The 22006-nt window shown below is 41.7% G+C and carries 20 protein-coding genes and 1 pseudogene; 5 read left to right on the top strand and 16 right to left on the bottom strand.

Annotated features, from left to right (window positions below):
• Positions 1-142: 142 nt before the first annotated feature.
• From B0I26_RS10220 to B0I26_RS10185, 9 genes and pseudogenes are all read right to left on the bottom strand, one after another.
• On the bottom strand, positions 143-1723 hold the full coding sequence (locus B0I26_RS10220; protein ID WP_111645343.1) for a SagB family peptide dehydrogenase: 1581 nt from the start codon (positions 1721-1723) through the stop codon (positions 143-145).
• Between the two features lie 14 nt (positions 1724-1737).
• Positions 1738-3681, bottom strand: coding sequence for a TOMM precursor leader peptide-binding protein (locus B0I26_RS10215; protein WP_111645342.1), 1944 nt, complete (start codon positions 3679-3681; stop codon positions 1738-1740).
• A complete protein-coding gene (locus tag B0I26_RS10210; protein WP_111645341.1) occupies positions 3681-5645 on the bottom strand; it encodes a putative thiazole-containing bacteriocin maturation protein in 1965 nt (654 codons plus the stop codon). The genes B0I26_RS10215 and B0I26_RS10210 overlap by 1 nt, the downstream gene beginning before the upstream one ends.
• 73 nt (positions 5646-5718) lie before the next feature.
• Positions 5719-5979, bottom strand: coding sequence for a hypothetical protein (locus B0I26_RS18990; RefSeq protein ID WP_409991422.1), 261 nt, complete (start codon positions 5977-5979; stop codon positions 5719-5721).
• Positions 5894-6082, bottom strand: a pseudogene (locus tag B0I26_RS18985) (heterocycloanthracin/sonorensin family bacteriocin); the annotation flags it as partial. The pseudogene B0I26_RS18985 and the gene B0I26_RS18990, both read right to left, overlap by 86 nt.
• Positions 6083-6978: 896 nt before the next feature.
• Positions 6979-8358, bottom strand: coding sequence for a 23S rRNA (uracil(1939)-C(5))-methyltransferase RlmD (rlmD, locus tag B0I26_RS10200; RefSeq protein ID WP_111645339.1), 1380 nt, complete (start codon positions 8356-8358; stop codon positions 6979-6981).
• An 11-nt stretch (positions 8359-8369) separates the two neighbouring features.
• On the bottom strand, positions 8370-9236 hold the full coding sequence (locus tag B0I26_RS10195; protein ID WP_111645338.1) for a DNA-3-methyladenine glycosylase family protein: 867 nt from the start codon (positions 9234-9236) through the stop codon (positions 8370-8372).
• A 340-nt stretch (positions 9237-9576) separates the two neighbouring features.
• On the bottom strand, positions 9577-10365 hold the full coding sequence (gene pdaA / locus B0I26_RS10190; RefSeq protein ID WP_111645365.1) for a delta-lactam-biosynthetic de-N-acetylase: 789 nt from the start codon (positions 10363-10365) through the stop codon (positions 9577-9579).
• 143 nt (positions 10366-10508) lie between these two features.
• On the bottom strand, positions 10509-12056 hold the full coding sequence (locus tag B0I26_RS10185) for a fumarate hydratase (RefSeq protein ID WP_111645337.1): 1548 nt from the start codon (positions 12054-12056) through the stop codon (positions 10509-10511).
• A 368-nt stretch (positions 12057-12424) separates the two neighbouring features.
• Between B0I26_RS10185 and yfkAB the strand changes: the two genes are divergently transcribed.
• Positions 12425-13549, top strand: a complete 1125-nt coding sequence (gene yfkAB / locus B0I26_RS10180; protein ID WP_111645336.1) for a radical SAM/CxCxxxxC motif protein YfkAB — start codon at positions 12425-12427, stop codon at positions 13547-13549.
• 54 nt (positions 13550-13603) lie between these two features.
• On the opposite strand, the gene B0I26_RS10175 is transcribed toward yfkAB, so the two are convergent.
• From B0I26_RS10175 to cax, 3 genes are all read right to left on the bottom strand, one after another.
• A complete protein-coding gene (locus B0I26_RS10175) occupies positions 13604-14392 on the bottom strand; it encodes a YfkD famly protein (RefSeq protein WP_111645364.1) in 789 nt (262 codons plus the stop codon).
• A 95-nt stretch (positions 14393-14487) separates the two neighbouring features.
• Positions 14488-15096 carry a YczE/YyaS/YitT family protein gene (locus B0I26_RS10170; RefSeq protein ID WP_111645335.1) on the bottom strand — a complete coding sequence of 203 codons (609 nt, stop codon included), beginning with the start codon at positions 15094-15096 and terminating at the stop codon, positions 14488-14490.
• A 249-nt stretch (positions 15097-15345) separates the two neighbouring features.
• On the bottom strand, positions 15346-16401 hold the full coding sequence (cax, locus tag B0I26_RS10165; protein ID WP_111645334.1) for a calcium/proton exchanger: 1056 nt from the start codon (positions 16399-16401) through the stop codon (positions 15346-15348).
• Between the two features lie 256 nt (positions 16402-16657).
• Between cax and B0I26_RS10160 the strand changes: the two genes are divergently transcribed.
• Together B0I26_RS10160 and B0I26_RS10155 are read left to right on the top strand one after the other, a co-directional pair.
• Entirely contained in the window at positions 16658-17821 is a 1164-nt protein-coding gene (locus B0I26_RS10160; RefSeq protein WP_181502832.1) for an MFS transporter, read from the top strand.
• A gap of 124 nt (positions 17822-17945) precedes the next feature.
• Positions 17946-18092, top strand: coding sequence for a BH0509 family protein (locus B0I26_RS10155; protein WP_111645333.1), 147 nt, complete (start codon positions 17946-17948; stop codon positions 18090-18092).
• 326 nt (positions 18093-18418) lie between these two features.
• Here B0I26_RS10155 and B0I26_RS10150 read toward each other — a convergent pair whose 3' ends face one another.
• From B0I26_RS10150 to B0I26_RS10140, 3 genes are read right to left on the bottom strand one after another with little or no spacing between them, the layout of a single operon-like run.
• Positions 18419-19252, bottom strand: a complete 834-nt coding sequence (locus B0I26_RS10150; RefSeq protein WP_111645332.1) for a YihY/virulence factor BrkB family protein — start codon at positions 19250-19252, stop codon at positions 18419-18421.
• A gap of 15 nt (positions 19253-19267) precedes the next feature.
• Entirely contained in the window at positions 19268-19588 is a 321-nt protein-coding gene (locus tag B0I26_RS10145; RefSeq protein WP_111645331.1) for a YtxH domain-containing protein, read from the bottom strand.
• Positions 19589-19614: 26 nt separating this feature from the next.
• Positions 19615-20085, bottom strand: coding sequence for a low molecular weight protein-tyrosine-phosphatase (locus B0I26_RS10140; RefSeq protein ID WP_111645330.1), 471 nt, complete (start codon positions 20083-20085; stop codon positions 19615-19617).
• A gap of 127 nt (positions 20086-20212) precedes the next feature.
• Between B0I26_RS10140 and B0I26_RS10135 the strand changes: the two genes are divergently transcribed.
• Positions 20213-20437 (top strand): DUF1128 domain-containing protein, encoded by a 225-nt coding sequence (locus tag B0I26_RS10135; RefSeq protein ID WP_111645362.1) that lies wholly within the window; start codon positions 20213-20215, stop codon positions 20435-20437.
• 117 nt (positions 20438-20554) lie between these two features.
• Here the strand turns inward: B0I26_RS10135 and B0I26_RS10130 are convergent, their stop codons facing one another.
• Positions 20555-21541 carry an HD-GYP domain-containing protein gene (locus tag B0I26_RS10130; RefSeq protein WP_111645329.1) on the bottom strand — a complete coding sequence of 329 codons (987 nt, stop codon included), beginning with the start codon at positions 21539-21541 and terminating at the stop codon, positions 20555-20557.
• Positions 21542-21778: 237 nt separating this feature from the next.
• Here B0I26_RS10130 and B0I26_RS10125 point away from each other — a divergent pair, with 237 nt between their 5' ends.
• The gene (locus B0I26_RS10125) at positions 21779-21964 is read left to right on the top strand and encodes a peptidoglycan-binding domain-containing protein (RefSeq protein WP_281268700.1); all 186 of its coding nucleotides are present in this window, start codon (positions 21779-21781) and stop codon (positions 21962-21964) included.
• The last annotated feature ends 42 nt before the right edge of the window (positions 21965-22006 follow it).

The following is a 22006-nucleotide window of genomic DNA, read 5'->3' as shown; positions in this document are numbered from 1 at the left end:
ATTTCATATTCATAATATATACATTGATCTTATGTTATGTCTATAATATTGTGTTGTGGGGTTTGACACTTTGCTTTTGAGTCAGCCTCGTGTTCAAATGGTTATCACCTCAATGAAAACGGGATCTTTCCTCTTATCACTCCTAGCTGCGCAAACTCCCTTTTAACCAGGCGCGAGGGCGATAGGGACCGACTGGGATTTGGATTAAGCTAGTTTTCCCTTTCCGTTCGATCTCGTAAAGTTTATCACATGAGGTCACATCAAATCCGAGAAGTGGGTGACCACCTATCCCTATAGCAGACGCCACCAAGAGCAGCCGTTGCACGAGCATCCCCGCCTCCATTTGTTGAATGCGATATCCTCTGTACCCTAATTCCATTTTAAGGTGATCCTTGTCTCCTGCCACATGTAGACAGAGCGGTACTTGGAACAGATTGACATTATCCATTGACATTCCGGATTGCAGGAAGTGTCGATAATCCCCGAAGCGTATCCGTCCTAACGCATGAGCATGACTGTCATAATAGTAAACGCCATCTGGAACGCCTTCAACGTTATAAAAACTGCCATACAGTGAGACACGGGACTTCGGCTCCTCATGTGCTCCATCTAAATCGTTTTGATACGAGAAAGAAAGCGCCGCCTCTTGTAACAAAGCGGCCAATTGTTCTTGACTTACCTTTCCCAAAACAAAATCTATATCTGGTGAATGCCGCTTTTGGCAGACTGACGCCAGATCATACGATAACCGCTGCACGCGAGGCAGAACTACCGTTTGCATCCCACAGGTAACATTTTTGTCTTCCTTAATCTTCCGAAACGATCGAGTTGATTCGAACATGGATGCTTCATTCATTTTTCTCAGCATCGAATACTCAATCATCCTCCGTGACCGAATATAGTAATGATGCTGTACTGTTGGCAATTCTCGGCACAATTCAGTGGCAGAGACACTTTCTTCTAAGTTATTATCGTTATGAAACCAAGTGATGGAAGACTCCGCAGATAATGGAATAACCGCATATACACTTTCATCCTGTTCGGATAGTCCAAGCAGATGGTTGATGGCCCTATCAAGAAATTGGAAATACAGTGCCGATGCGAAGCCGAACCGTTTCGCCACTTCCAACAGCTGCCCGATTAGCACGCCGGCATCCAGCCCTTGCAGACGATAGGAAAAATTATTGTATTTAAAAAAATTTTTCCAAAACATGGTCGATACAAAAACGATACCGAAACAAGCCGAAACATCACATCGATTGCCCAGGGCCCTAGTTAGATAGGAATCGAAATTGCCTTCCCGCAACAACACTAAGCGATGGTGCGCTACATCGTAATGGTACACTCCATCTGGAACATCCTTTATTTTCAAATACACGTATAATTCGTTTGGATACAACGCCCCTCCGGAGGGAACAAAACGCCGGTACAACTGCATGAGGTTTACCGCTTGTTCCGTGGAACCAAAGGAAAAGTCTGCCTGGCAAATTTGAGTAAGGCCGAATACGTACCAGAGAAAATGACCTATTCCTTCTAAGTCGATCTTTCTGGATGCTTCCTTTTCCTCGAGCGTTAACGGTACTTCTGGAGAAAGCGGAATCACAGGTAAGCTGCGGTACAGCTTATATGCGAGAGGTGCATCTTCCCAATCGACCTCCCAATCTGACGGTACAATCTTATCGACGTTAAAATGAAGATGGTGTAGAAATGTCTCTAGCTTCATCCTCCTTTTGCCTCCTATGGGAACGGATGGGGATGTGGATTAAGCTGTTCAAGCGTGAGCGGTTGTTTTGTATACCCAAGTTCCATCGGTACCCGGAGCACCCTCTCCAGACCTGTCAAGCGGGTAAGATGATGCCCAAATGTCATCGGTAACATTCCCGGAATCAGTACTTTCACGCAATATAATCTGTTTCGTTTGATTACGGGTGTTGTCTGGTCCACCACAATTACATCAAGGTTCAATCGCCGGAACTTCTGAAGAATGTCCTGCAGGTCATCAGTCAAGTCTGCACTCTTCGTTTGCCGCTTGAATTCCTCTTCAAACGTTCGCGAAGGGCGATGATCATCCAACAAAAATCGCAGGCGTTCCTCGGCTTCCGGCAAACCGTAAAGCATGCCATGGTCCTCCATCTGCTGTACTAAGAACGGATCGTGTAACATTTTCTCATATTTTTCTCGGTTTGCCTCCAATTTCTCGTCAAGCACAAGCATCATGCCTGCCAACTCGTGAATCGCGCTTTTCACCGCCCGTATAGGTTCCGGATGAGCTCCGGCAGCACAGATGAGATTCATCCCCTTTTTCTTCCTGTTTTTCGCCACTGCCAAGACGCTTGGAATCCCATGCTCCATCGTCGAGTTGAAAAAATACAAATCATATCCTGCCACCACACGTATACGGTCAACCATCAACTGTAATTCTTTATCGTTAGCGGAATTAAGGTCAAGACGCGAAAGAGGCAACTGCGCATACCAAGTCATCAAGAATGAATCGCGCTCCACCACCTCCAAAATGGCATGGAAAATCGCTTCTTCTAAACTCCCGCCTAATGCACATCCGTTCGAAGTTTCATAGACAAAGCCATCCCCACAGCCCAAACTGTAATATGCAAGTAGCTCCGGAACCAAAATCGGACGCTCTTGTAAAAACGAATAGCCCCATACCCAATTCATCGGACGATTTGGATGAAACGGTTTAAAAGGAAAATCGGGCCGGGCATACTGTTCCTTCGCATGCACTCCTACCTTTGCAGGGTTGAGCGCTTTATCTTCCAAGTTTCGATAACTGTCATGAATTGTCGTTCGTTTGCCGCGAGGTTCGATACCGCAATATCTCTCCAAGCCCTCCAAAATGGCGGTTAACTCGCTAACCTCATATGAATGAGTCCGACCTGCTACTCCCTCGTCCCCCATAAACAATGGCATATTTACAAGACAATCGGCAAACGGCGGCACGAAATTATGCATTTTACCATTCAATAATCCAGTTCGGTAATCTAGATAGTCTTTGACCAGAACGTTTTTCAAATCCTCTATCGGACGGCAGCGGTAACTGTCAGCACTGATCTTCGGACTTGATTGCAATGATATGCGGGCTGCTGCCGGTGAATCGTCGGGTAATTGACCGCATACTGGACATAACGGGTCGGGCAGAAAGAAGTGACATGAGTTCTTTAATGTTTTCATGTTGATAAGGAACAACCTTTCTTCTAAGCGGGTACGACTGCCTTCTAACACCCTCTGCGTCTCCGTATCGATCAGGTGAGCCATCTGCAAAAGCCCTGTTCGTGATGCCCATGCATCACGCTGTATTCCTCCTTGCATCGCCAGCCTCTGTTGCAGCTCCCACATCTCATTGCGGTCGTACCCCGCTATAAGGCGTCGAATGTCAGCACACTGAGAGCATCCCGGGGTATTCGGGCGGACGAGCGGACCGATCACGCCCTCACCAAATGAAACGAAGCCCCGAAGCCATGGAATGCCTGACGAGCGTAACATCTCTTCCGCCTTGTGATGAACGGAGGGATACCAAGCATCGTGCAACATTAGAGCAAAATTCGTTTCTTCCGGAACTCCTTCCTCGAAATCGATTTGCCGAATTACCTGATATTGAACGGACAATTTTTCATACACAAAATCTGCTAATATTCCTTCTCCAACCATCAATACGCGAGAATCCATCATGAACCCTCCTTTCTTAACAACACACCAAACACCCCTTCAAGTTCCTCTTTTAAAAAAGGTTCTATCGCTAAATCAAAGACGAAGAGCCGCATGCTGTTTTGTTTCAAGACCTGCATGGCAGACTGCAAGAACTCCAATTGTGTCGTCTCTTCACAAGCGGGGATTTCAAGTATTAATGGCTCCTTTTCATTCAGAAGAATAGATGAATCCCCCAGTGCTTGTATTCTGAGTGAAGCCGCTTGATTTTGTGCGTTCATAAGCGCCTGCTCTAGCGCCTTCCGCAACGCCATTGTTATATTCAAACCTGCGCTGCCATACCAGCGGCCGCTTGTGCCGACCCATACTATAGGAAAGCCTGACACCTTTTCTCCCAAGCCAATCATCGGTGGTCCATGCATCGTCGTCAGTGCCTGCAAATAAAATCTGCAGCGCTCATCCTCTACCGTACCCAATCGTACCTGAAAAATTGATTCTCTTTGATGAACCTGTCGTTTGCTCAGCTCCTCATCCAAACACTTTTGCAATCCGCGGCAAACGCCTTCCGCAATCGTTTCTCCTGCTCCGACCCCGATAACTTCCTCTGGTGCTATCCTACCAATCTCTTCTTCGCGGTGTAACGATGACGTAACGAGTAAATTTATCATTTGCGATACATACGCTTCAATCCCAGTCAATCCCGCTTCCCGCCGCGCCTCCTCATGTGTTAGACCTGCACAGATAACTTCCGGCAACAGCTCAGCCGGTCCCTCCGATAGAGGGTTAACTGTTTGAACGCAGCACTGGGACAACGGAAGCTGCTTCAAGTCCCTTTCCTCCCATGTATGGAAAATTCCTGATGCAGTGGATGTCAATTGACTGAAATAATGAAACAATCTACTCGGATCATCGCAGCTCGAATCCTGTTCAAGACGCAAATCAAGATCTTGAACCAGTTCAGCTGCCACACGTTCAGTCGTCACCAAAGGATGTTTGATGAACGAATGCCAGTCACCTTCCAACGTTTCCAGATCGAGAAGGAATAATTGACTCCTCTGTTCCGGTTTCGTCACTCCTGTCACTTTTTTGAATAATTCAAACACAATCACATTCGCCAACATCGCTCCCGCTGTTGGAGAAAAAGGTTGCAACGGCCGATCTTTGCGAAGCGCGGATCGGTGTATGCGACGCCATGCGGATTCCCAACATCCCTCACAGTCCGGATGCACTAATGGACCCGCTAAACCCACTTGCTGCAGAAATATGGCGGGGAGAAACCCCTTCTTCTCTTCCCTGCAAACTGCGTGAAGAATCCGCAGCTCCTCTACATTGCCATCCTGCGAGACATATAAAACCCACTCAAACGGCTGCACCACTTCTCGCCAAGAAATCCCCTCCGCTCCCCTCTGTAGGTCTATCTCCTCTATTGCTACTTCGGAGTCCATTTTGCGGGCGTTTTCCTCCAGTTCCTTCAACCGCAGCCGATTAGTAGGCATCGAGTCTGTAACAAGAACATGGAACTTAGGCAATCCAGATTCGAGCAACGCAGAAACCAACGAGACGAAAAAAGGGCCAGAGCCGATTGCCAATACTTTAGATTGACGATATACTTGAAAACGGAACGCACCAGAATCGACAAAACTTTCTATAAATTCAACTTGTGAAGCATACTTTTTGAGAATCCTGCTCTCCAATTGATGCGGATAGTCTTGGCTCACATCCCGAACAAAACCGTTCTTGTACAGTATTTCTCCTATTTCATACACCCTGTTCCGATAGGGGGCCGGTAATCCATCCGTCAATTCTCCCAAGGTGTGCTCTCCGTTGAACATCGGCATCAGCTTTTCAAGCCACTGATAGATGGTACTGCCTTTCATACGAAATGAGATTGAGTTATTTCTAAAATACACACCACCGTTTGGATCAGGGAGAAAAAACGTATCTTTTTTTACCTTCAGACGCGAGGAAGCGTTCAGATTTGTCATTCTACTCCTCCTTATCCGTGAGTTGTTCCCAAATACGTAGTATCATTTTATGTACTTCTATTTGTCCCTTATGTTAATTTTTATAGAGAGGACCCCTGCAGCAGATTATGCAGGGGCAGTCCCTTCTTAGGTAATCACCTTTTTGAGCTAGGGAACTAGAAACCTCCTCCAAAACCACCACCCCAGCAATGGAAGCAGCTAAAGCAGTTAAAACAACGTCCAAAACATTGTCCGAAACACTGTCCAAAACACTGTCCACCACAGCGTCCAAAACACTGTCCACCACAACGTCCAAAACACTGTCCACCACAACGTCCAAAACATTGTCCGCCACAACGTCCTCCGCAGCGTCCACCGCATTGACGAGCATCTTCAATAATATAGGTCTGGGTTTGAGGATCCCAAACCATCACCTCACCCGTCACGAAATTGTCCATGCCTAACATTTGAAGTTCATTTTGGAAATTATCCATTTTGCACCATCCTATCGTTATGAATTTGGTTGTTTCCAGCGACGAAACCAGAAACGGGAAAGAGAGTAGAACGAAAGTAGCAAACCGCAGATAAATCCGCCAACTATTTTGAGTACTCTCCTCAACAAACTATGAACCATGTTAGGTTATTGTCACCGATTGAAGTGCCTATTTTTATTGAGACTTCGTAAAACCGTTTAAAACAGAAATAGGAGGATCACATTATTAACAAAGCTGTGTCTGTATCGTTCTAAGGATTGACCGTCATCTGTGCATAGACTTGCTTGCTATATCGATTGGGGGAGAACAGATCATCTTCTAATGATGAAGTTTTGCATAAGTCATCTTCCGCTTTTCAAATTCATTCCTTACTTGGTTGTCTTTTTCAACTTAGTAAAATGACCTAGATTTCCAAATTTAACATGTCTCCGAGAAGTCTCTCACCTCTAAGCGAAGTGTAGGTGGGAGAGGTTCATAAATCTCTATAAAAAATAGTCCTTATCGGTTCTTCGATAAGGACTATTACTTACTGCTACATCTCTTTATTATCTTTTTATCCCGTCAAAATAAACTCCTGCTCTCCCCCTCACTTCAACCTGCATTTCTAAAATTACATTTATTTCTATTTAAAACAAAGTCGTTCACGAATCGCTCATTTTCTCGATTTTTGATTCGATTTTTTCTGGCAGAACTTTATTATGTTTGAAAATAAAGTCGTGATAGAAAGACAGGGAAAAGGCTTAAGGAATAAGGATTTTTCTCTTTTCCACTTTTCCTCTCTCCTTTTCCCTGCCCTTTTGCACAACTTTGTTTTGATTTTTGCAGGGGTTTATTGTGAATGGCAAGAGTTTATTTTGGCTTTACAATTTCAAGGTTAGTTTCGCCACACACTCCACATGAGCGGTATGCGGAAACATGTCCACAGGCTGAATGTAATCAACTTTATAAAATTTCGACAGTGCGTCGATGTCTCTTGCCAGGCTGGATGGATTGCAAGAGACATACACCATTTTTTTCGGTTTTACTTTAAGAATCGTTTTTAGCAGTTGTTCGTCGCAGCCTGTGCGCGGCGGGTCGACAATGACGATATCCGGTTTCCATCCTTCTTTTACCCATTTCGGAAGCAATACTTCCGCTTTGCCCACTTCATACCACGTATTTGTAAAGCCATGTTTCACCGCGTTTTTCTTTGCATCTTCAATCGCTTCTGGAATGATATCCATCCCGCGGACTTCCCCGGCTTCTTTTGCCAGCCAAAGTCCAATCGTTCCTACACCGCAATAAGCGTCCACTACTTTTTCACTGCCCGTTAATGCTGCGGCTTTTTTCACTTCGTCATACAATTTTACCGTTTGTACAGGGTTCAGCTGGAAAAACGCCCGGGCTGACAATTCAAAAGAAAGGTCTCCCAATACTTCTTGAATATACTCTTCTCCTTCAAGCAAAAATGTTTCTTCACCGAAAATAAGAGATGTTTTCCGTCCGTTTACATTTTGGACAATCGACTTTACTTCAGGAAGACGGCGCTTAATTTCAGCGATTAGCAGTTCTTTACGGGGAATTTCTTTCTCAGCCATAATTAATACAAGCTGGACATCTCCCGTGTGAAAACCTACCCTTGCAACAATGGTTCTTACAAGTCCCGTCCGTTTTCGCTCATCATAAATCGGAATTTGCAAGTCTTGCAAAATCATTTTGACGATTTTCGTTACTTTATTTGTAGCTTGATGCTGAATAGAACATTCAGAAATATCGATTAGTTGATGAGAATTAAGCCCATACAGCCCCGCAATGACTTTTCCTTTTTGCTTTCCGACTTGAAACTGGCTTTTATTACGGTAATTCCAAGGGTTGTCCATACCGATGGTCGGTTTTATATGCAACTCTCTAATTGGAATGCGGCAATGACGTTCAAATGCCTGGATCACAATGTCGCGCTTTTCGTTCAATTGTGCTTCATAATCTAGATGCTGAAGCTGACAGCCGCCGCATTGCTCGTAAACAGGACAAAGTGGTTGAACGCGGTAAGGAGATTTTTTACGAATCGTTTTGATTTTCGCTTCTGCGTATCTCGGTTCAATTTTTGTCGCCTCAACGACCACTTCCTCGCCTGGAAGCGCCCCTGGTACAAAAACGACCTGTTTTTTGAAATATCCTACTCCTTCTCCATTGATGCCAAGACGCTTAATGGTAAGCGGAAACTGTTGTCCCTTTTTGATTTTGATTGCTGCTTTTTCCATTTTCTTAACTCCTATTCAATACTTCTCCATAAATATAAGGAAGCATAGCTTAAATACGGCTCCCACTTTTTACTTAACTCTTCCATTTGTTCATAGGAAGGTTTTTGCTCGAGATGAAGAAGCTGCTTAATCGCATTTTGAATCCCAATATCCGCTTTTGGAAAAAGATTCGGACGTCCAAGGCCGAATAAAAGGAAATTTTGGACTGTCCATGGCCCGATGCCGCGAATTGGAAGCAACGCTTTCATCACTTCTTCATCCGATGCTTCTCTCAACTTCTCTAAATTCAGCTTTCCCTCTGCAATGAGCTTTGATGTATCAATGATATATTCCGCTTTGCGCCCGCTAAACTGTAATGACCGTAAATCTTCATAACTTAATGCCGCGATATCTTCCGGACGCGGATAAAACCATACTCCATCGATTTCTTTTCCGAACGTTTTTACAAACCGTTCGGTAAGACGATAAGCGAATTTCATATTTAATTGCTGGTGAATGAGACATTTCATTAAACAAAAATAAAGGTCAAAATCTAAAATAAGCGGCGTGCCTTCATGCTGAATAAAAATTTCTTTTAACTCTGTGTTTAAAAAGTGGTTATGTATCGCTGCCAATGGCGTTTTCCATTGAAAAAGATAAGAAATGCGCTCAAGTATTTCTTCTTTTAACTCTTGATATTTAGCGGTCACAAGAAAATGCGGCCTTTCTTTTGTCCCGATGCTTTGTACGGAAACAGCTACAGGGATCTCGTGAATATAAAGCGGGACAATAATTTCTTGCTTATTTAAATGGATATTGGACAGCGGATCACGCGCCAAATGCTCCAAAACGCGGGAAAAATCATAAGGAGCCTGCACTTCAACTCGTTCCTGCCACATCGACGTTCATTCCTTTTTCTTTTCATTATATCATAACAGAAACTTGAGCAAGTTCAGGTGTGTTGATGTCGATTATTTATAACTATTTTCTCAGTGATTCACGCTTTTCTGCCGTGATACCCGAACGAGAACGCCGGCAGACAAATCCATTTGTCCGCAAAGCGTTCTCCGTTCGGGTTAGGCATGCGGGCGCATGCCCAGTCAGCTAAGCGAAACGCTTAGCTGACTTCGGCAGAAAAGCTACTTAAATAAACCTGCTTTATCTGGATTTTATTGATTAATCAACACCCGTGTGCGCAAGTCCGCTTCAATCGTCTAAAAAACCCTTTGAACAACATGCTCAAAGGGTAAGCAGCCACGGGTGAGGCATCGTTTTTTCTAACATCAAATCATCAAGACTCTTAAATGTATAACCTTGTTTTCGCAAATCGTCAATCACTTTGGCTAAAGCTTCAGCGTTATCTTTCGAAACGGTATGAAGCAAAAGAATCGCTCCCGGGTGAATTTGCTTCATAATATTATTATACGCGTATTGCCAGCCTTTTTGTTGATCGGTGTGCCAATCGACAAAGGCAAGCGACCAAAAAACATGATAATATCCCAGCTCTCTTGCGGCAGCAATCGTGCGTTCGCTAAAAATGCCACGCGGCGGGCGCAGATAATTCATTGTTTTTTGCCCCGTCAGCTCTGCCGTTTTTTTGCGCACGGATTCCAATTCTTCCCGCAGTTTTTCATCGCTTACTTGCGTTAAGTCCGGATGATGCCAAGAATGATTTCCGACAATATGGCCTTCTTTCACCATCCGTTTGACCAAATCCGGGGCAGATTTTAGGTAATGTCCTGTTACAAAAAACGTGGCCGGCACGTTTTTTTCTTTTAGAACATCAAGTATTTTCGCAGTATAACCATTTTCATAGCCGTTATCAAACGTTAAATAAATTTCTTTTTTACTTGTATTACCTAAGTAAAAAGCATCATACTTCGCAAGCAAATCATCCAGTTCTTTCCCAGCAGACGGAGGCTTGTGATTCTCGCTTCTCTTAAATCCCCAATGAATCGCTTTGTTAGAAATAGCAGAGGCTTGGTAAGGAATAATTGTAGATCCAAAAACGAGCAGTAGAAAAAGCATAGCTGCAATTTTCTTCATTATTTTCTTCTCCTCCTTAAAGATATTTCTAAAAATAGGTTTTTCCACGTGACCAATCTTAACCGCTCCATTTTTTTACATAAAAAACCGCCGGCATTCAATGCCAGCGGTTTAAAGATATATTTTTACTTAAATACCGGTTCTTTAAATTGCGCTAATTTTTCCAATGATGATTTTTCCACATCTTCATGTAAGCTGTTCCCGTGTGAGTCCATTGTGACAACGGCTGTAAAGTTTTCCACTCTTAAATGCCACATCGCTTCTGGAATACCGAACTCTAAGAAGTCGACGCCTTCAACGGATTTAATACAGTCAGCATAATATTGCGCTGCTCCGCCGATCGCATTTAAGTAAACGCCGCCGTGCTCTTTCAACGCCGCGAGGGTTTTTGCCCCCATACCGCCTTTACCGATGACAGCACGGATACCAAATTTTTTCATAATTTCTCCTTGATAAGGCTCCTCGCGAATGCTTGTTGTCGGTCCTGCCGCTTTTACATGCCATTTGCCGTTTTCATCTTTCAACATTACCGGTCCGCAATGGTAAATAATTTGTCCATTTAAATCAACCGGAGAATCATGATCCATTAAATGTTTATGAATCGCGTCGCGGCCTGTATAAATCATGCCGTTAATGCGGACAACGTCACCGACTTTCAGCTGACGAATTTGTTCTTCGGTAATCGGTGCTTCTAGAACGAACTCACGAGTTTCTCCGATGTTTACAGAAGCCTTTTCTTCTGCCTTTTCTAACTCTTTCGCAAAATCAACGTCTTCGCCTTCTTGATATAGCCATTCAATAATATCGCCTGTTGCCGGGTCGACTTTCACACCTAAACGGCGAAACGCCCAACAGTTATAAGCGACGGAAACGAAGAAGCTTGCCGGGATGCGGTGCATCACACCGATTTTACAGCCAAGAAGCGTTGTTTCACCGCCAAAGCCCATCGTACCGATGCCAAGTTTGTTCGCATTTTCCATAATATATTCTTCCAATTGGCGAAGTTCTTCATTCGGATTGACATCGTCAACTGAACGGAATAACTGTTCCTTCGCTAAATCATAGCCAGAAGAACGGTCGCCGCCGATGCCAACGCCGATAAAACCAGCGCTGCATCCTTGTCCTTGCGCTTGATAAACGGCATGTAAAATACATTTGCGAATGCCGTCTAAATCGCGGCCGGCTCGTCCTAATCCTTCCAGCTCACAAGGAAGACTGTATTGAATGTTTTTATTTTCACAGCCGCCGCCTTTTAAAATAAGGCGCACATCAATATAATCTTTTTCCCACTGTTCAAATTTAATGACCGGAACACCTTCGCCGAGATTGTCGCCGCTGTTTTCTCCTGTTAATGAATCAACAGAGTTTGGACGAAGCTTTCCATCTTTTGTCGCTTGAGCGATGGCATTTCGAATCGCTTCTTTCATTTTAATTTGATTGACACCGACAGGAACTTTAATTTTAAATGTCGGAAGCCCTGTGTCTTGGCAAATCGGTGATACATTTTCGTCTGCCATTTTAATATTGCAGGCGATGGTCGTTAATGCCATTGCTGCACGCGTTCCCGCATTCTCTTTCGCCTTTGCACGGGCGATGGCGCGGCGAACATCTTTCGGCAATTTTGTAGACGTTTCTACGATCAGCTTGTACATACTTTCTTGAAACTTCTCCACAGTTTAACGCCCCTTCCCCTTTGTTCAAAATATGTACTAAATATTTAGAATACTGCCTCTGTTTATTATACTCCTTTTTCGCCGAGTATGAAAAGCAATTGAAAAGGGATGGTGTAACAAAAACTCCCTAAAAAAGAAAAAAACTGCCTGTTATAGCGGCTATTACTTATTTTTTAAATGGTTTAAATCCATACATATTCGGACTGTTTTTTCAATATTTTTAGTTGTAGGTCTTTTTCATATACGATATTGCCCAAAAGTATCCTCTCTTGCCACCTTCATTTATCGGCAAGGAATTTGACAACTTTCTACATTGTTTTACATAATTAACGTTAGTTTATCAATTCATGAAAGAAGAGGAGAATACGATGAACAGTGTTACACTCCAACCCATTACTCCAAACTACGATCCGTGGGAAGCGTATTTAGATATTGAGCAGTATGGTAAATTGCAATTAACGAACGTTGAATTTACAACCACTACTTTATGCAATATGCGCTGTGAGCATTGCGCGGTTGGGTATACATTGCAAACAAAGGACCCGAAAGCCTTGCCGCTCGATTTGCTCATTCAACGCCTTGAAGAAATACCGCATCTTCGCTCATTAAGCATTACCGGCGGGGAGCCGATGCTTTCTCTGAAATCGGTAAACGAATATGTTGTTCCTCTTTTAAAATATGCTCATGAGCGGGGCGTACGCACACAAATCAATTCGAATTTGACACTTGAGCTTGAGCGCTATGAAAAAATTATTCCTTATTTAGATGTGCTGCATATTTCGCATAACTGGGGTACAGTGGAAGATTTCGTTGAAGGCGGATTTGCCATGATGGAACGCAAGCCGACGATTGCCCAGAGAGAAAAATATTTTGAACGGATGATTGAAAATGCTAAAGCGCTTGCGAAAATGGGAGTTATCGTATCGGCGGAAACGATGCTGAATAAACGGACATTGCCGCATTTAGAGAAGATTCACCGCCAAATTGTCGATGAGATGCATTGTAAACGTCACGAAGTGCACCCAATGTATCCGAGCGATTTTGCCAGCGCACTTGAAACGTTAAGCCTTGATGAATTACGTGAAGCGATTCATCATTTGCTTGACATCCGCGATGAAAATGTATGGATGCTTTTTGGCACGCTTCCTTTTTATCCATGCAGCGATAAAGAAGAGGATTTAGCGCTGTTGAAACGATTGTATTCAAGCAAAAATGTGACTGTTCGCAACGATCCAGATGGACGTTCACGCTTAAATGTCAATATCTTTACAGGCGATATTATCGTTACAGATTTTGGTGATGAACCAACCCTTGGCAATATTCAGCATAATACTCTTCTTGAAGCATATGAAAAATGGATGAATTCATCTCTTGCCAAACAATTAAACTGCCATTGCCCAGCTGTTCAATGCCTAGGGCCAAACGTACTTGTCAAAAACAGTTATTATCGTCATGTCGACTTTACCGTAAGAAAAGCGAACATGACAAAATAAGAGGTCTGCCCCCATTGATTCACCGCGTTAACGCGATGGGGACAGACCCCTTTTTTATCTTGGAGAGTCGCTGATGATGTAGGAAAGTGATACGCGGTCTTGTACCGGAATCCATGCGCCAATTCCTTGGGTTGTAATATTTTTCACAACAATGCGTTTTTTGTTTCCTTTTAAGACGACATATACTTCCCCGTATGTGACCTTTCCTTTTTCATTGACAGCAGGAGCATAAGCATATAAATAGCCAAGTTTTTTTGCAGGGACGTTATAGACTCGGTCTTTTTTCGTTCCTATGCCAATCACCGTATCGAACGCCAATGGCAAATTTGTCTTTTTCATTGCTGTTAATAGCATCATCTTTTTGACGGCTTCTTCATTCGGAATTTTTGCGGTTAAGCCACCGTGAATATGTTTTTGCATCTCTTGCTTATAAAAAAGTTTTTGCGGAGCATTTCCGCCGCGATTATCATAAAAATTCGTATTCATTTTTTGATACTCCCAATTGATTGCCGTTTCTGTTGATTGATAATTAAGCGGCCATTGTCCTAAGTAAATAGTGGCGCGGTAGCCAATCGCAAACGGTGTAGTTGCAGCAGAAGATTCATTTAATAAACGAATTAATTCAGGATTTTCAATTTCTACGTTGGCTGAATCAATTAATTGCTTGGCAAATTTACTCGGCTGTAAATATGGCAAATCTTGCGTCGGATTCGGGTACGTATTATCTTTTGATATATCCATTACTGAATTTGGAACTGTATACGTTTGTGCAGACTCTGCAGCGATAACAGATGATTGGAAGAAAAAGAAACTAATAAAACAGATAAGACTCCATTTTTTCATCACGCTCACTCCTTTCAAAATACTGCTTACACCGTTATTTTTTTCAAAGATAAACCGTTTATCCATCAAATCATGAAAAAGCCACTTGAAAATTTCTAGTGACTTTTGCTCATTTGTTTAAATAGATGCTCAAATTTAGGAAAGAAAAATTGAATAAACGGCCCAATAAGAAGCGTAATCACAATGGTACCTACCCCTATTGGACCATTAAATGCCAGCGCTAAAATAAGCGCCAACACTTCTCCTATCGTTTTTGCCGTCATTAATGTAATTTTCAATTTCTCTTTAAGAACCATCATAAATTGATCAATCGGATTAAGTGGAAATTTTGCCTGCAAATAAATAGATACCCCGATAGAAATAACGATTAAACCGAGCAAAAATAACAAAAACCGCAACAACAAACCAGATGGTTCCCAATTGTCAAAAATAAATTTCAGCCAAAAGTCAATAAACATACCGATAATAATAATGGTAGCAATAGCTAATATTTCTGGAAATCTTCTTAAGAGAATAGCATTAATACTCATTAATACAGCGCCGACAATCACAACCCACGTTCCAACCGTAAAGCCGATTGTTTCTGCTAAACCAACATTTAACGCATCCCATGCCCCAGCACCTAAATCAGCTTTAATCGTTAATGCAACACCGAACGAAATAATAAACAAACCAACGATGTAAAATAAAAAACGATAAATCATTTTAGTCCTCCGAAAATTTATTCGTTTATGAAATAAAAGGATAATAACGACTAGCTATTTAAATGATGTTTCTTTTTCACCTATTGATGATATATGTTTTGTCCAAACAGAAAATGAGGCCGACCCTAAAACAAAGTGTCAAACCCCGAAACCATCATATACAGTACATAACACCAAGTAAGAACACTATATATGATGGATTACACATGAGGTAAAACACTTATAGGTCAGCCCTTTTTTATAAAATGCTTATAATAAATAAAAACCTATTCCCATAATAATGTAAGCCGCCAGCATCGTTGCCCCTTCAAACCAGTTGGTATCGCCATCATTTGAAAGAACGATGGTAAGCAGAACGGCTGTGGCCATCGCAATTAATTCAGGCAAAGAAAAGACTAGCGGCATTTGCACAGGGAAAAGCAGCGAAACGAGCACAAGGACAGGTGCGACAAACATCGCGATTTGCAATGTTGAGCCAATCGCAATTTCAACAGCAACATTCATTTTATTTTTATAGGCCATAATAATCGCTGAAGCGTGTTCTGCGGCATTACCGACAATCGCAACAATGATGACCCCGATAAACAGTTCGCTCCAGCCAAATGACTCCGCAACCGTCTCAAATGTATGTACTAAATTTTCCGATACATAAGCAACTGCGGCAGTGGCAAGCGCCAAAATCGCCATCGACTTCCCTTTTGACCACTCCGGCTCCTCATGCTCTTCGACTTCATCTGATTTATGCTGATAAACCCCGCGGTGTGTAACAAGCTTAAAATATAACGCAGCTAAGTAAAGGGTAATCATAATAACAGAAATGCCGACACTGAGCGATAATGTTTTCGCTTCGGACATGGTCATTGAGAAAACTTCCGGTATGACAAATGCGACTAAGATGGCAAATGTTAATAAACCGGCGTTGTGGCGGGCATCATATACATTGAATTCTTGACGTTTATATTTCAAACCGCCGACAAAAAAGGACAATCCTGCAACTAACAATAAATTCCCCAGCACTGAACCGGTTAAGGAAGCCAGCACAACTTCTACCAGTCCCGCTTTTAAAGCAAAAATCGAAATAATCAGCTCAACAGCGTTGCCAAACGTTGCATTTAGCAAACCGCCAATTCGCGGTCCCGCTACAATCGCTAAGCTCTCGGTCGCTCTTCCCATATAACTTGCTAATGCAATAATCGTTAAGCAGTAAATCACAAACATAAGAATGGAAGGCCAGTGCAAAATACTGCCGACAATAGACAGCGGCACACCAACGAATACCATGAAAGAAAAGAGCTTATTAAACATACATTTCCAGCCCTTCATAGTGTAATGTTATTTTTTATTCTATCATGAACATTTTCCCGCTTTTTATGTCTCAAATCAATATAAAATAGACAAATATTCCCTCAAGGACAGAGAACTTAAAAGGATGTTAAATGAGTTCAGACGATTCTGTCACTTCTGAAATTCCATTTTGTATTACCTCATTTTTCTTGTCATTAACGAAAAATATATTGTACTATTTTATTCAGTGTGACTTCTTTCAGACGGGGTTATTTTTATGAAAATGAACAACATACATTTTTGGATTTTAGTCAGTATTGTTGCCATTTCCGGACTATCACAAGGTTTGCTGCTGCCGCTTATTTCAATTATCCTTGAAAAAAATGGATTTTCTTCGTCACTAAATGGTATTCACGCGACGGCTTTATACATCGGCGTGCTGCTTATTTCTCCATTTATGGAGAAGCCGCTTAGAAAATATGGATACAAACCGATTATTATGTTCGGTGGCTTTATTGTATTACTATCACTGGCTGTATTTCCACTTTGGCACTCGTTTATGTTCTGGTTTTTGTTACGGCTTTTGATTGGCATCGGCGATCATATGCTGCATTTTGCCACGCAAACGTGGATTACAGATTTTTCGCCGCCTCATCGCCGCGGCCGCAACTTGTCGTTGTACGGTTTATTTTTCGGCATCGGTTTCGCGGTCGGGCCGCTGCTGACACCGCTTGTTGAAGTGCATCAGTCACTGCCGTTTATCATTTCATCTTTTCTCAGCTTACTTGGTTGGCTGACCTTATTTTTGTTAAAAAATGAATATCCAGATGCCGCTGATGAACATGAAAGCTTCTTTGCTACGTTTAAACGATTTGCACAAGCTTGGAAATACGCGTGGGTTGCTCTTCTATTACCGTTTGCTTACGGCTTTTTAGAAACAGCCGTCAACGGAAGCTTTCCAATTTTCGCTCTTCGCGAGAATATTCCTGTACAACATGTCTCTGTTCTTTTGCCGGCCTTTACGATTGGCGGCATCGTCTTTCAGCTGCCACTTGGTTTATTGAGCGACCGTTTTCCGCGAAAGACCGTTCTTATATTCGCGCTATTTATCGGTTGTATCAGCTTTATAACAGCCAGCGTGCTTTCGCAATCCTTTATCGCTCTTTTTGTTTGCTTTTTTATTGCCGGCATGTTTGTTGGATCTTTATTTTCACTAGGAATGTCATACACGGCTGACCTTCTCCCTAAACATTTGCTTCCTGCCGGAAATTTGCTGTGCGGAATTCTTTATAGCATCGGCAGCATTGTCGGTCCCTTCATTAGCGGTGTGGTCATTCAATATTGGCAAGGCGGAAGCTTTTTTATTGTCATAAGTTTTATATTGTTAACCATTGCAGCAGCCTTGTTTGTACGCAAAAAGCCTGAAATCGCTTTAAAGTGATTGACAGGCTTTTTATTTTTTCGCCTAATTTTCAGAAAATATATTGACCGTTTTTTAAAATCTGTTATATAATACAATTAACATAAAAATACTGTTTTAAAACAGATTAAAGGAGCGATGATCAATGAGTAGAGCGGAACGGAAAAATATGATTGATTTTATTGAAAAAATGAAAGGAATTAACAAAAGCGAACTTCTTTATATGACAGACGCAGAAATTGAACACATTTATAACCAAACATATTACCATTATGAAGAAATCGTTGAATAAAAAACGGTTGCCAATCTAACAAAGATAGAGGCTGACCCAAAAACAAAGTATCAGACCCCACAACACAATATATAAGATAGTGAAATGCATGTGAGGTCAGACACTTATGGGTCAGCCTCATTTCCTTTTTAATGATAACCGTTTTGTCCGTTAGCGCTTCCGCTTGTTTTATGCTTCGGTTTATGCTTTCCTTTTTGTTTCGTACCGCCATCTTTTTTTGTATGCTTCGTCATGTAAAATCCCCCTCATGATGGAGTGAAGGCAACCAGCCTTACAGCATTTAATATCTCTCGCTTCTTTTTCTTCATGAGAGGAAGTTTGTGGTTTTAACGTTCGTACATTCTTTTCTGGCGGCGGCAAGAAAAAAGCGCATTCATTTCTCCTCCTAAAACAATAATCATCCCTGATAAATAAAACCAAACCATCAATATAATAATGCCGCCGAGGCTCCCATACATCACTGTGTAATCAGTCAAATTTCCCACATAATAAGAAAAAGCAAACGAAACAACCATCCAGCCAATCGTTGCAAACAAAGCGCCTCTTGTTACATCCTTTATACGTAAATGCTTATTGGGAGCAAAATAATATAAAGCGGTAAAAACGATAAACAAAATCACAGAGCTGCCCCCCCATCTGAATGTATTCCAAACCGCTAAAAACTCACTGGAAAAGCCAAATGCCGAAAACAAAAAACTGCCAAGCGCCCGTCCGAAAACAGGAAGGACAAGCGCAACAACAATGACAGACATCATCGCAAACGTTAATAAAACCGACATTCCTCTTGCCGCAATAAAAGAACGCTCTTCCTTCACATCGTAAGCGCGGTTAAAAGCGCGGACAAGCGCATTAATCCCATTAGAGGCCGACCAAACCGTTGCGATAATGCTAAATGACAACAATTTTCCGTTTTGATGGTCCATCATGGCATGTACGTTTGTTTCGATTAAGCGAAGCGCCTCTTTTGGCGCATATTCACGCACAAGCAACAATACATCTTCATGTGGAATAGGCAAATAGGCAAGCAATGTAAATAAGAAAATTAAAAAAGGAAAAAGGGACAGAAGAAAAAAATACGCCAATTCTGCCGATAAACGAGAAATCTCATCTTCTTGAAACCGCTTCACAAGCTCCCGAACAAACGAGAGGTCAATTATCATGCTTCTTCCCCCAATTTACAGTTGAGGATCATCGTCCTTTCGCCGTGCAAATGTTTCTTTAACCAATTCGAGCACTTCAGGTGTTTTTTCGTTTATTTCTTTTATTTTGTCCGCGATAAAAGAAATATCCTCAGACAACTGCTCCAATGATTGTCGGCATTTATGTATATGTTGGCTAACTTTTTCAACAATATGAACTGGATCTTTTAGGAAATGAGCTAACTTATTGTCAGCACCTAACTTTTTTCTTATTTCTTGATCAAGAAGAGACATAGCCGCACCGATAGCTGCACCAATCATGATTCCTTTCCATACCTTATTAATCTTCCTAACCATTATTCCTCCTCTTTTCAATATGTTGTTTATAAATGATGCTCTTTTTTTATCGTTTCCAGCAAGTTTTTACACCCTTTTTGAATCAGCTCATACACTTCATCAAAATTACCCGTATAGTAAGGGTCTGGCACATCTGCAATATCGCTATCCGGTACAAAATCGAGAAGCCGGCCGATAAAGCCGGTTTTATTGTATCCGGCCAATCGCCGTAAATTTCCTAAATTTTCAACATCCATAGCAATAATATAATCAAACGTTTCCAAATCCTCTTTCACAACTTGTCGGGCACGAATCCCCTCAAAGCTAATATTATTTTTCATTAAAATTTGTTGTGTTCCTTGATGCGGCGGTTTGCCAATGTGCCAATTTCCTGTGCCTGCTGAATCAATGATAATTTTATCTTCGAGCCCTTCTTTCTTCACTAAATCGCGAAAAATCGCTTCCGCCATTGGTGAACGGCAAATATTCCCTAAACAAACGAACAATACTTTCACCATTTTCCTGACAACTCCTTCCCCTGCTTACTAACACATTATAAACAAAATTCGATAATGGAAAAAGTTAAGAAAATATACATCCCGTATGTTACAATGTGGATAATTACATATGAAAGGAATGAATACGTTGGATTTAACAAAAAAATCAATAGAAAATATTGAATACATGATTGAAAAAATTAAGGAAAAACTTAAAGTATTAAATTTTGATGCCATCAAGCCTTCTCATTTTGATGAAAGTTTGTATGACGACTTAAAAGACATTTACGATATGGTCATGAAAAAAACATCATTCAGCCCGAGTGAAATGCAAGCAATTGCCGAAGAATTAGGGAATTTGCGCAAAAAATAAAAATAGGCTGCCCCTAATCCAAGTATCAGACCCCACAACCACCATCATATAAAACATTAGACGAAAACACTATATATGATGGGTTTCGCGTGAGGTCAGACACTTATGGGGACAGCCTCATTTTTTATCTTTATCTGTAACGCTAATAATGAGCAAATTCGGTTTCTCTGCCAATGAAATTTCCTCGTTCGTTGATAAATAGCGAATGTATGGCCGCTGCATGTGATTCACAATTTTCGTTACGATTGCCTCCCTGCCATCGCTCATTTTCACCTTTGCGCCTGGCGGATAAGAAGGAATTGTATTAACGAAAAGGCGGACTAAATCCTGTGCAAAATCGATATTGCTTTTTGCCATCAAAGCTTCCATCGCTTCATGCGGCGGAATGCCTTCTTCAGAAATGAGATTTTCAAACCGATTGGCAATCCCGCAAATTTGCGCATATTGGTGGATTTCTTTATGACGAACTTTTCTCGGAGCACCTTCCCCGTTAAAGGCTTCATGATGCTGATAGGCAACATGAGCAGACAATAGACTGATTTCCCTGTTTTTCCGCAAATACTCGAAACCTTTTATCGCATGATGTTCGTCTCCTTCCACTGCTTTTCCAATATCGTGTAATAAAGCTCCCATTGCTAAGTCGTGCATTTGTAAACCATTGAGCCGCAGCTGCTTTCCCAGCTGCAGCGATAAAAGCGCGACATTCACAGCATGGGCATAAGGCCGAAGCTCCGCAGCCAAAGAAGTGGACGGAATAATGATAATCATTTTACGTCTGCTTACTTCATCTACTAATTTCACCGCAAGTTTTTGCAGTTCACGAACATTGAACGGTTTGTTTGCTTTTACGTCTTCAAAAGCTTTTTGGACAATTTCCGTCGCTTCCATCCATGATGGCATATCCATTAATTCTTCCATTGTAATTCCTTCTGAAATGAAATCATCGACAAACAAATATTTAATATCCATTTGCCGCAAACGTTCCAAATATTTCGGATGAATCGTCCGCCCTGCTGCTAACAATACACGGCGATGGCGATCATAAACAGGTCTTGCCAATTGCATCGTTTTATCGTTGTACTCGTCAATCATAATTAGCCTCATCTACAACTGCTCCTTTGCTTCATATACTTCTTAATACTTTTGCACCGAAAATTTAGGAATAACTTTTTATACTCTTTAAAGTGATTATATTTAAAGTAGAGAATATGTAAATTCCCTTGTTTTCCTATTTTAACAAAGAATATTTTAACATTTTTTCTGCTTTACGTATGATAACAGCACAATGAAGAATTTCCTCTTCCAAACAAATTTTTAAAAAGAGGAGACGAAGGAGAAGAGGTGAAAATGGTACAGCGCGCTTTAAAACATCTAAACTTCGATCCGAAAGATATTGATGGCGTTTACGGTAAAAAAACAGAAAATGCTGTTAGAAGGTTCCAATCCATGTATGCCGCGCTAAAAGATGATGGAATTTACGGCCCGGATACGCGTAAATTGATGAAAATGGAACTTCAGCAAAAATAGGAAGCTGACCCAAAAACTCCACAACTATCATATATATAGGAC

It is taken from the genome of Paranoxybacillus vitaminiphilus, assembly GCF_003259935.1.
Classification (GTDB): domain Bacteria; phylum Bacillota; class Bacilli; order Bacillales; family Anoxybacillaceae; genus Paranoxybacillus; species Paranoxybacillus vitaminiphilus.
This window is presented reverse-complemented; position numbering and strand designations above follow the sequence as displayed.

Coding starts and splice junctions, on each gene's coding strand:
- B0I26_RS10220 (WP_111645343.1), bottom strand. CDS start 1,723: ATGAAGCTAGAGACATTTCTACACCATCTTCATTTTAACGTCGATAAG.
- B0I26_RS10215 (WP_111645342.1), bottom strand. CDS start 3,681: ATGGATTCTCGCGTATTGATGGTTGGAGAAGGAATATTAGCAGATTTT.
- B0I26_RS10210 (WP_111645341.1), bottom strand. CDS start 5,645: ATGACAAATCTGAACGCTTCCTCGCGTCTGAAGGTAAAAAAAGATACG.
- rlmD (WP_111645339.1), bottom strand. CDS start 8,358: ATGGAAAAAGCAGCAATCAAAATCAAAAAGGGACAACAGTTTCCGCTT.
- B0I26_RS10195 (WP_111645338.1), bottom strand. CDS start 9,236: ATGTGGCAGGAACGAGTTGAAGTGCAGGCTCCTTATGATTTTTCCCGC.
- pdaA (WP_111645365.1), bottom strand. CDS start 10,365: ATGCTTTTTCTACTGCTCGTTTTTGGATCTACAATTATTCCTTACCAA.
- yfkAB (WP_111645336.1), top strand. CDS start 12,425: ATGAACAGTGTTACACTCCAACCCATTACTCCAAACTACGATCCGTGG.
- B0I26_RS10175 (WP_111645364.1), bottom strand. CDS start 14,392: ATGAAAAAATGGAGTCTTATCTGTTTTATTAGTTTCTTTTTCTTCCAA.
- B0I26_RS10170 (WP_111645335.1), bottom strand. CDS start 15,096: ATGATTTATCGTTTTTTATTTTACATCGTTGGTTTGTTTATTATTTCG.
- cax (WP_111645334.1), bottom strand. CDS start 16,401: ATGTTTAATAAGCTCTTTTCTTTCATGGTATTCGTTGGTGTGCCGCTG.
- B0I26_RS10160 (WP_181502832.1), top strand. CDS start 16,658: ATGAAAATGAACAACATACATTTTTGGATTTTAGTCAGTATTGTTGCC.
- B0I26_RS10155 (WP_111645333.1), top strand. CDS start 17,946: ATGAGTAGAGCGGAACGGAAAAATATGATTGATTTTATTGAAAAAATG.
- B0I26_RS10150 (WP_111645332.1), bottom strand. CDS start 19,252: ATGATAATTGACCTCTCGTTTGTTCGGGAGCTTGTGAAGCGGTTTCAA.
- B0I26_RS10145 (WP_111645331.1), bottom strand. CDS start 19,588: ATGGTTAGGAAGATTAATAAGGTATGGAAAGGAATCATGATTGGTGCA.
- B0I26_RS10140 (WP_111645330.1), bottom strand. CDS start 20,085: ATGGTGAAAGTATTGTTCGTTTGTTTAGGGAATATTTGCCGTTCACCA.
- B0I26_RS10130 (WP_111645329.1), bottom strand. CDS start 21,541: ATGAGGCTAATTATGATTGACGAGTACAACGATAAAACGATGCAATTG.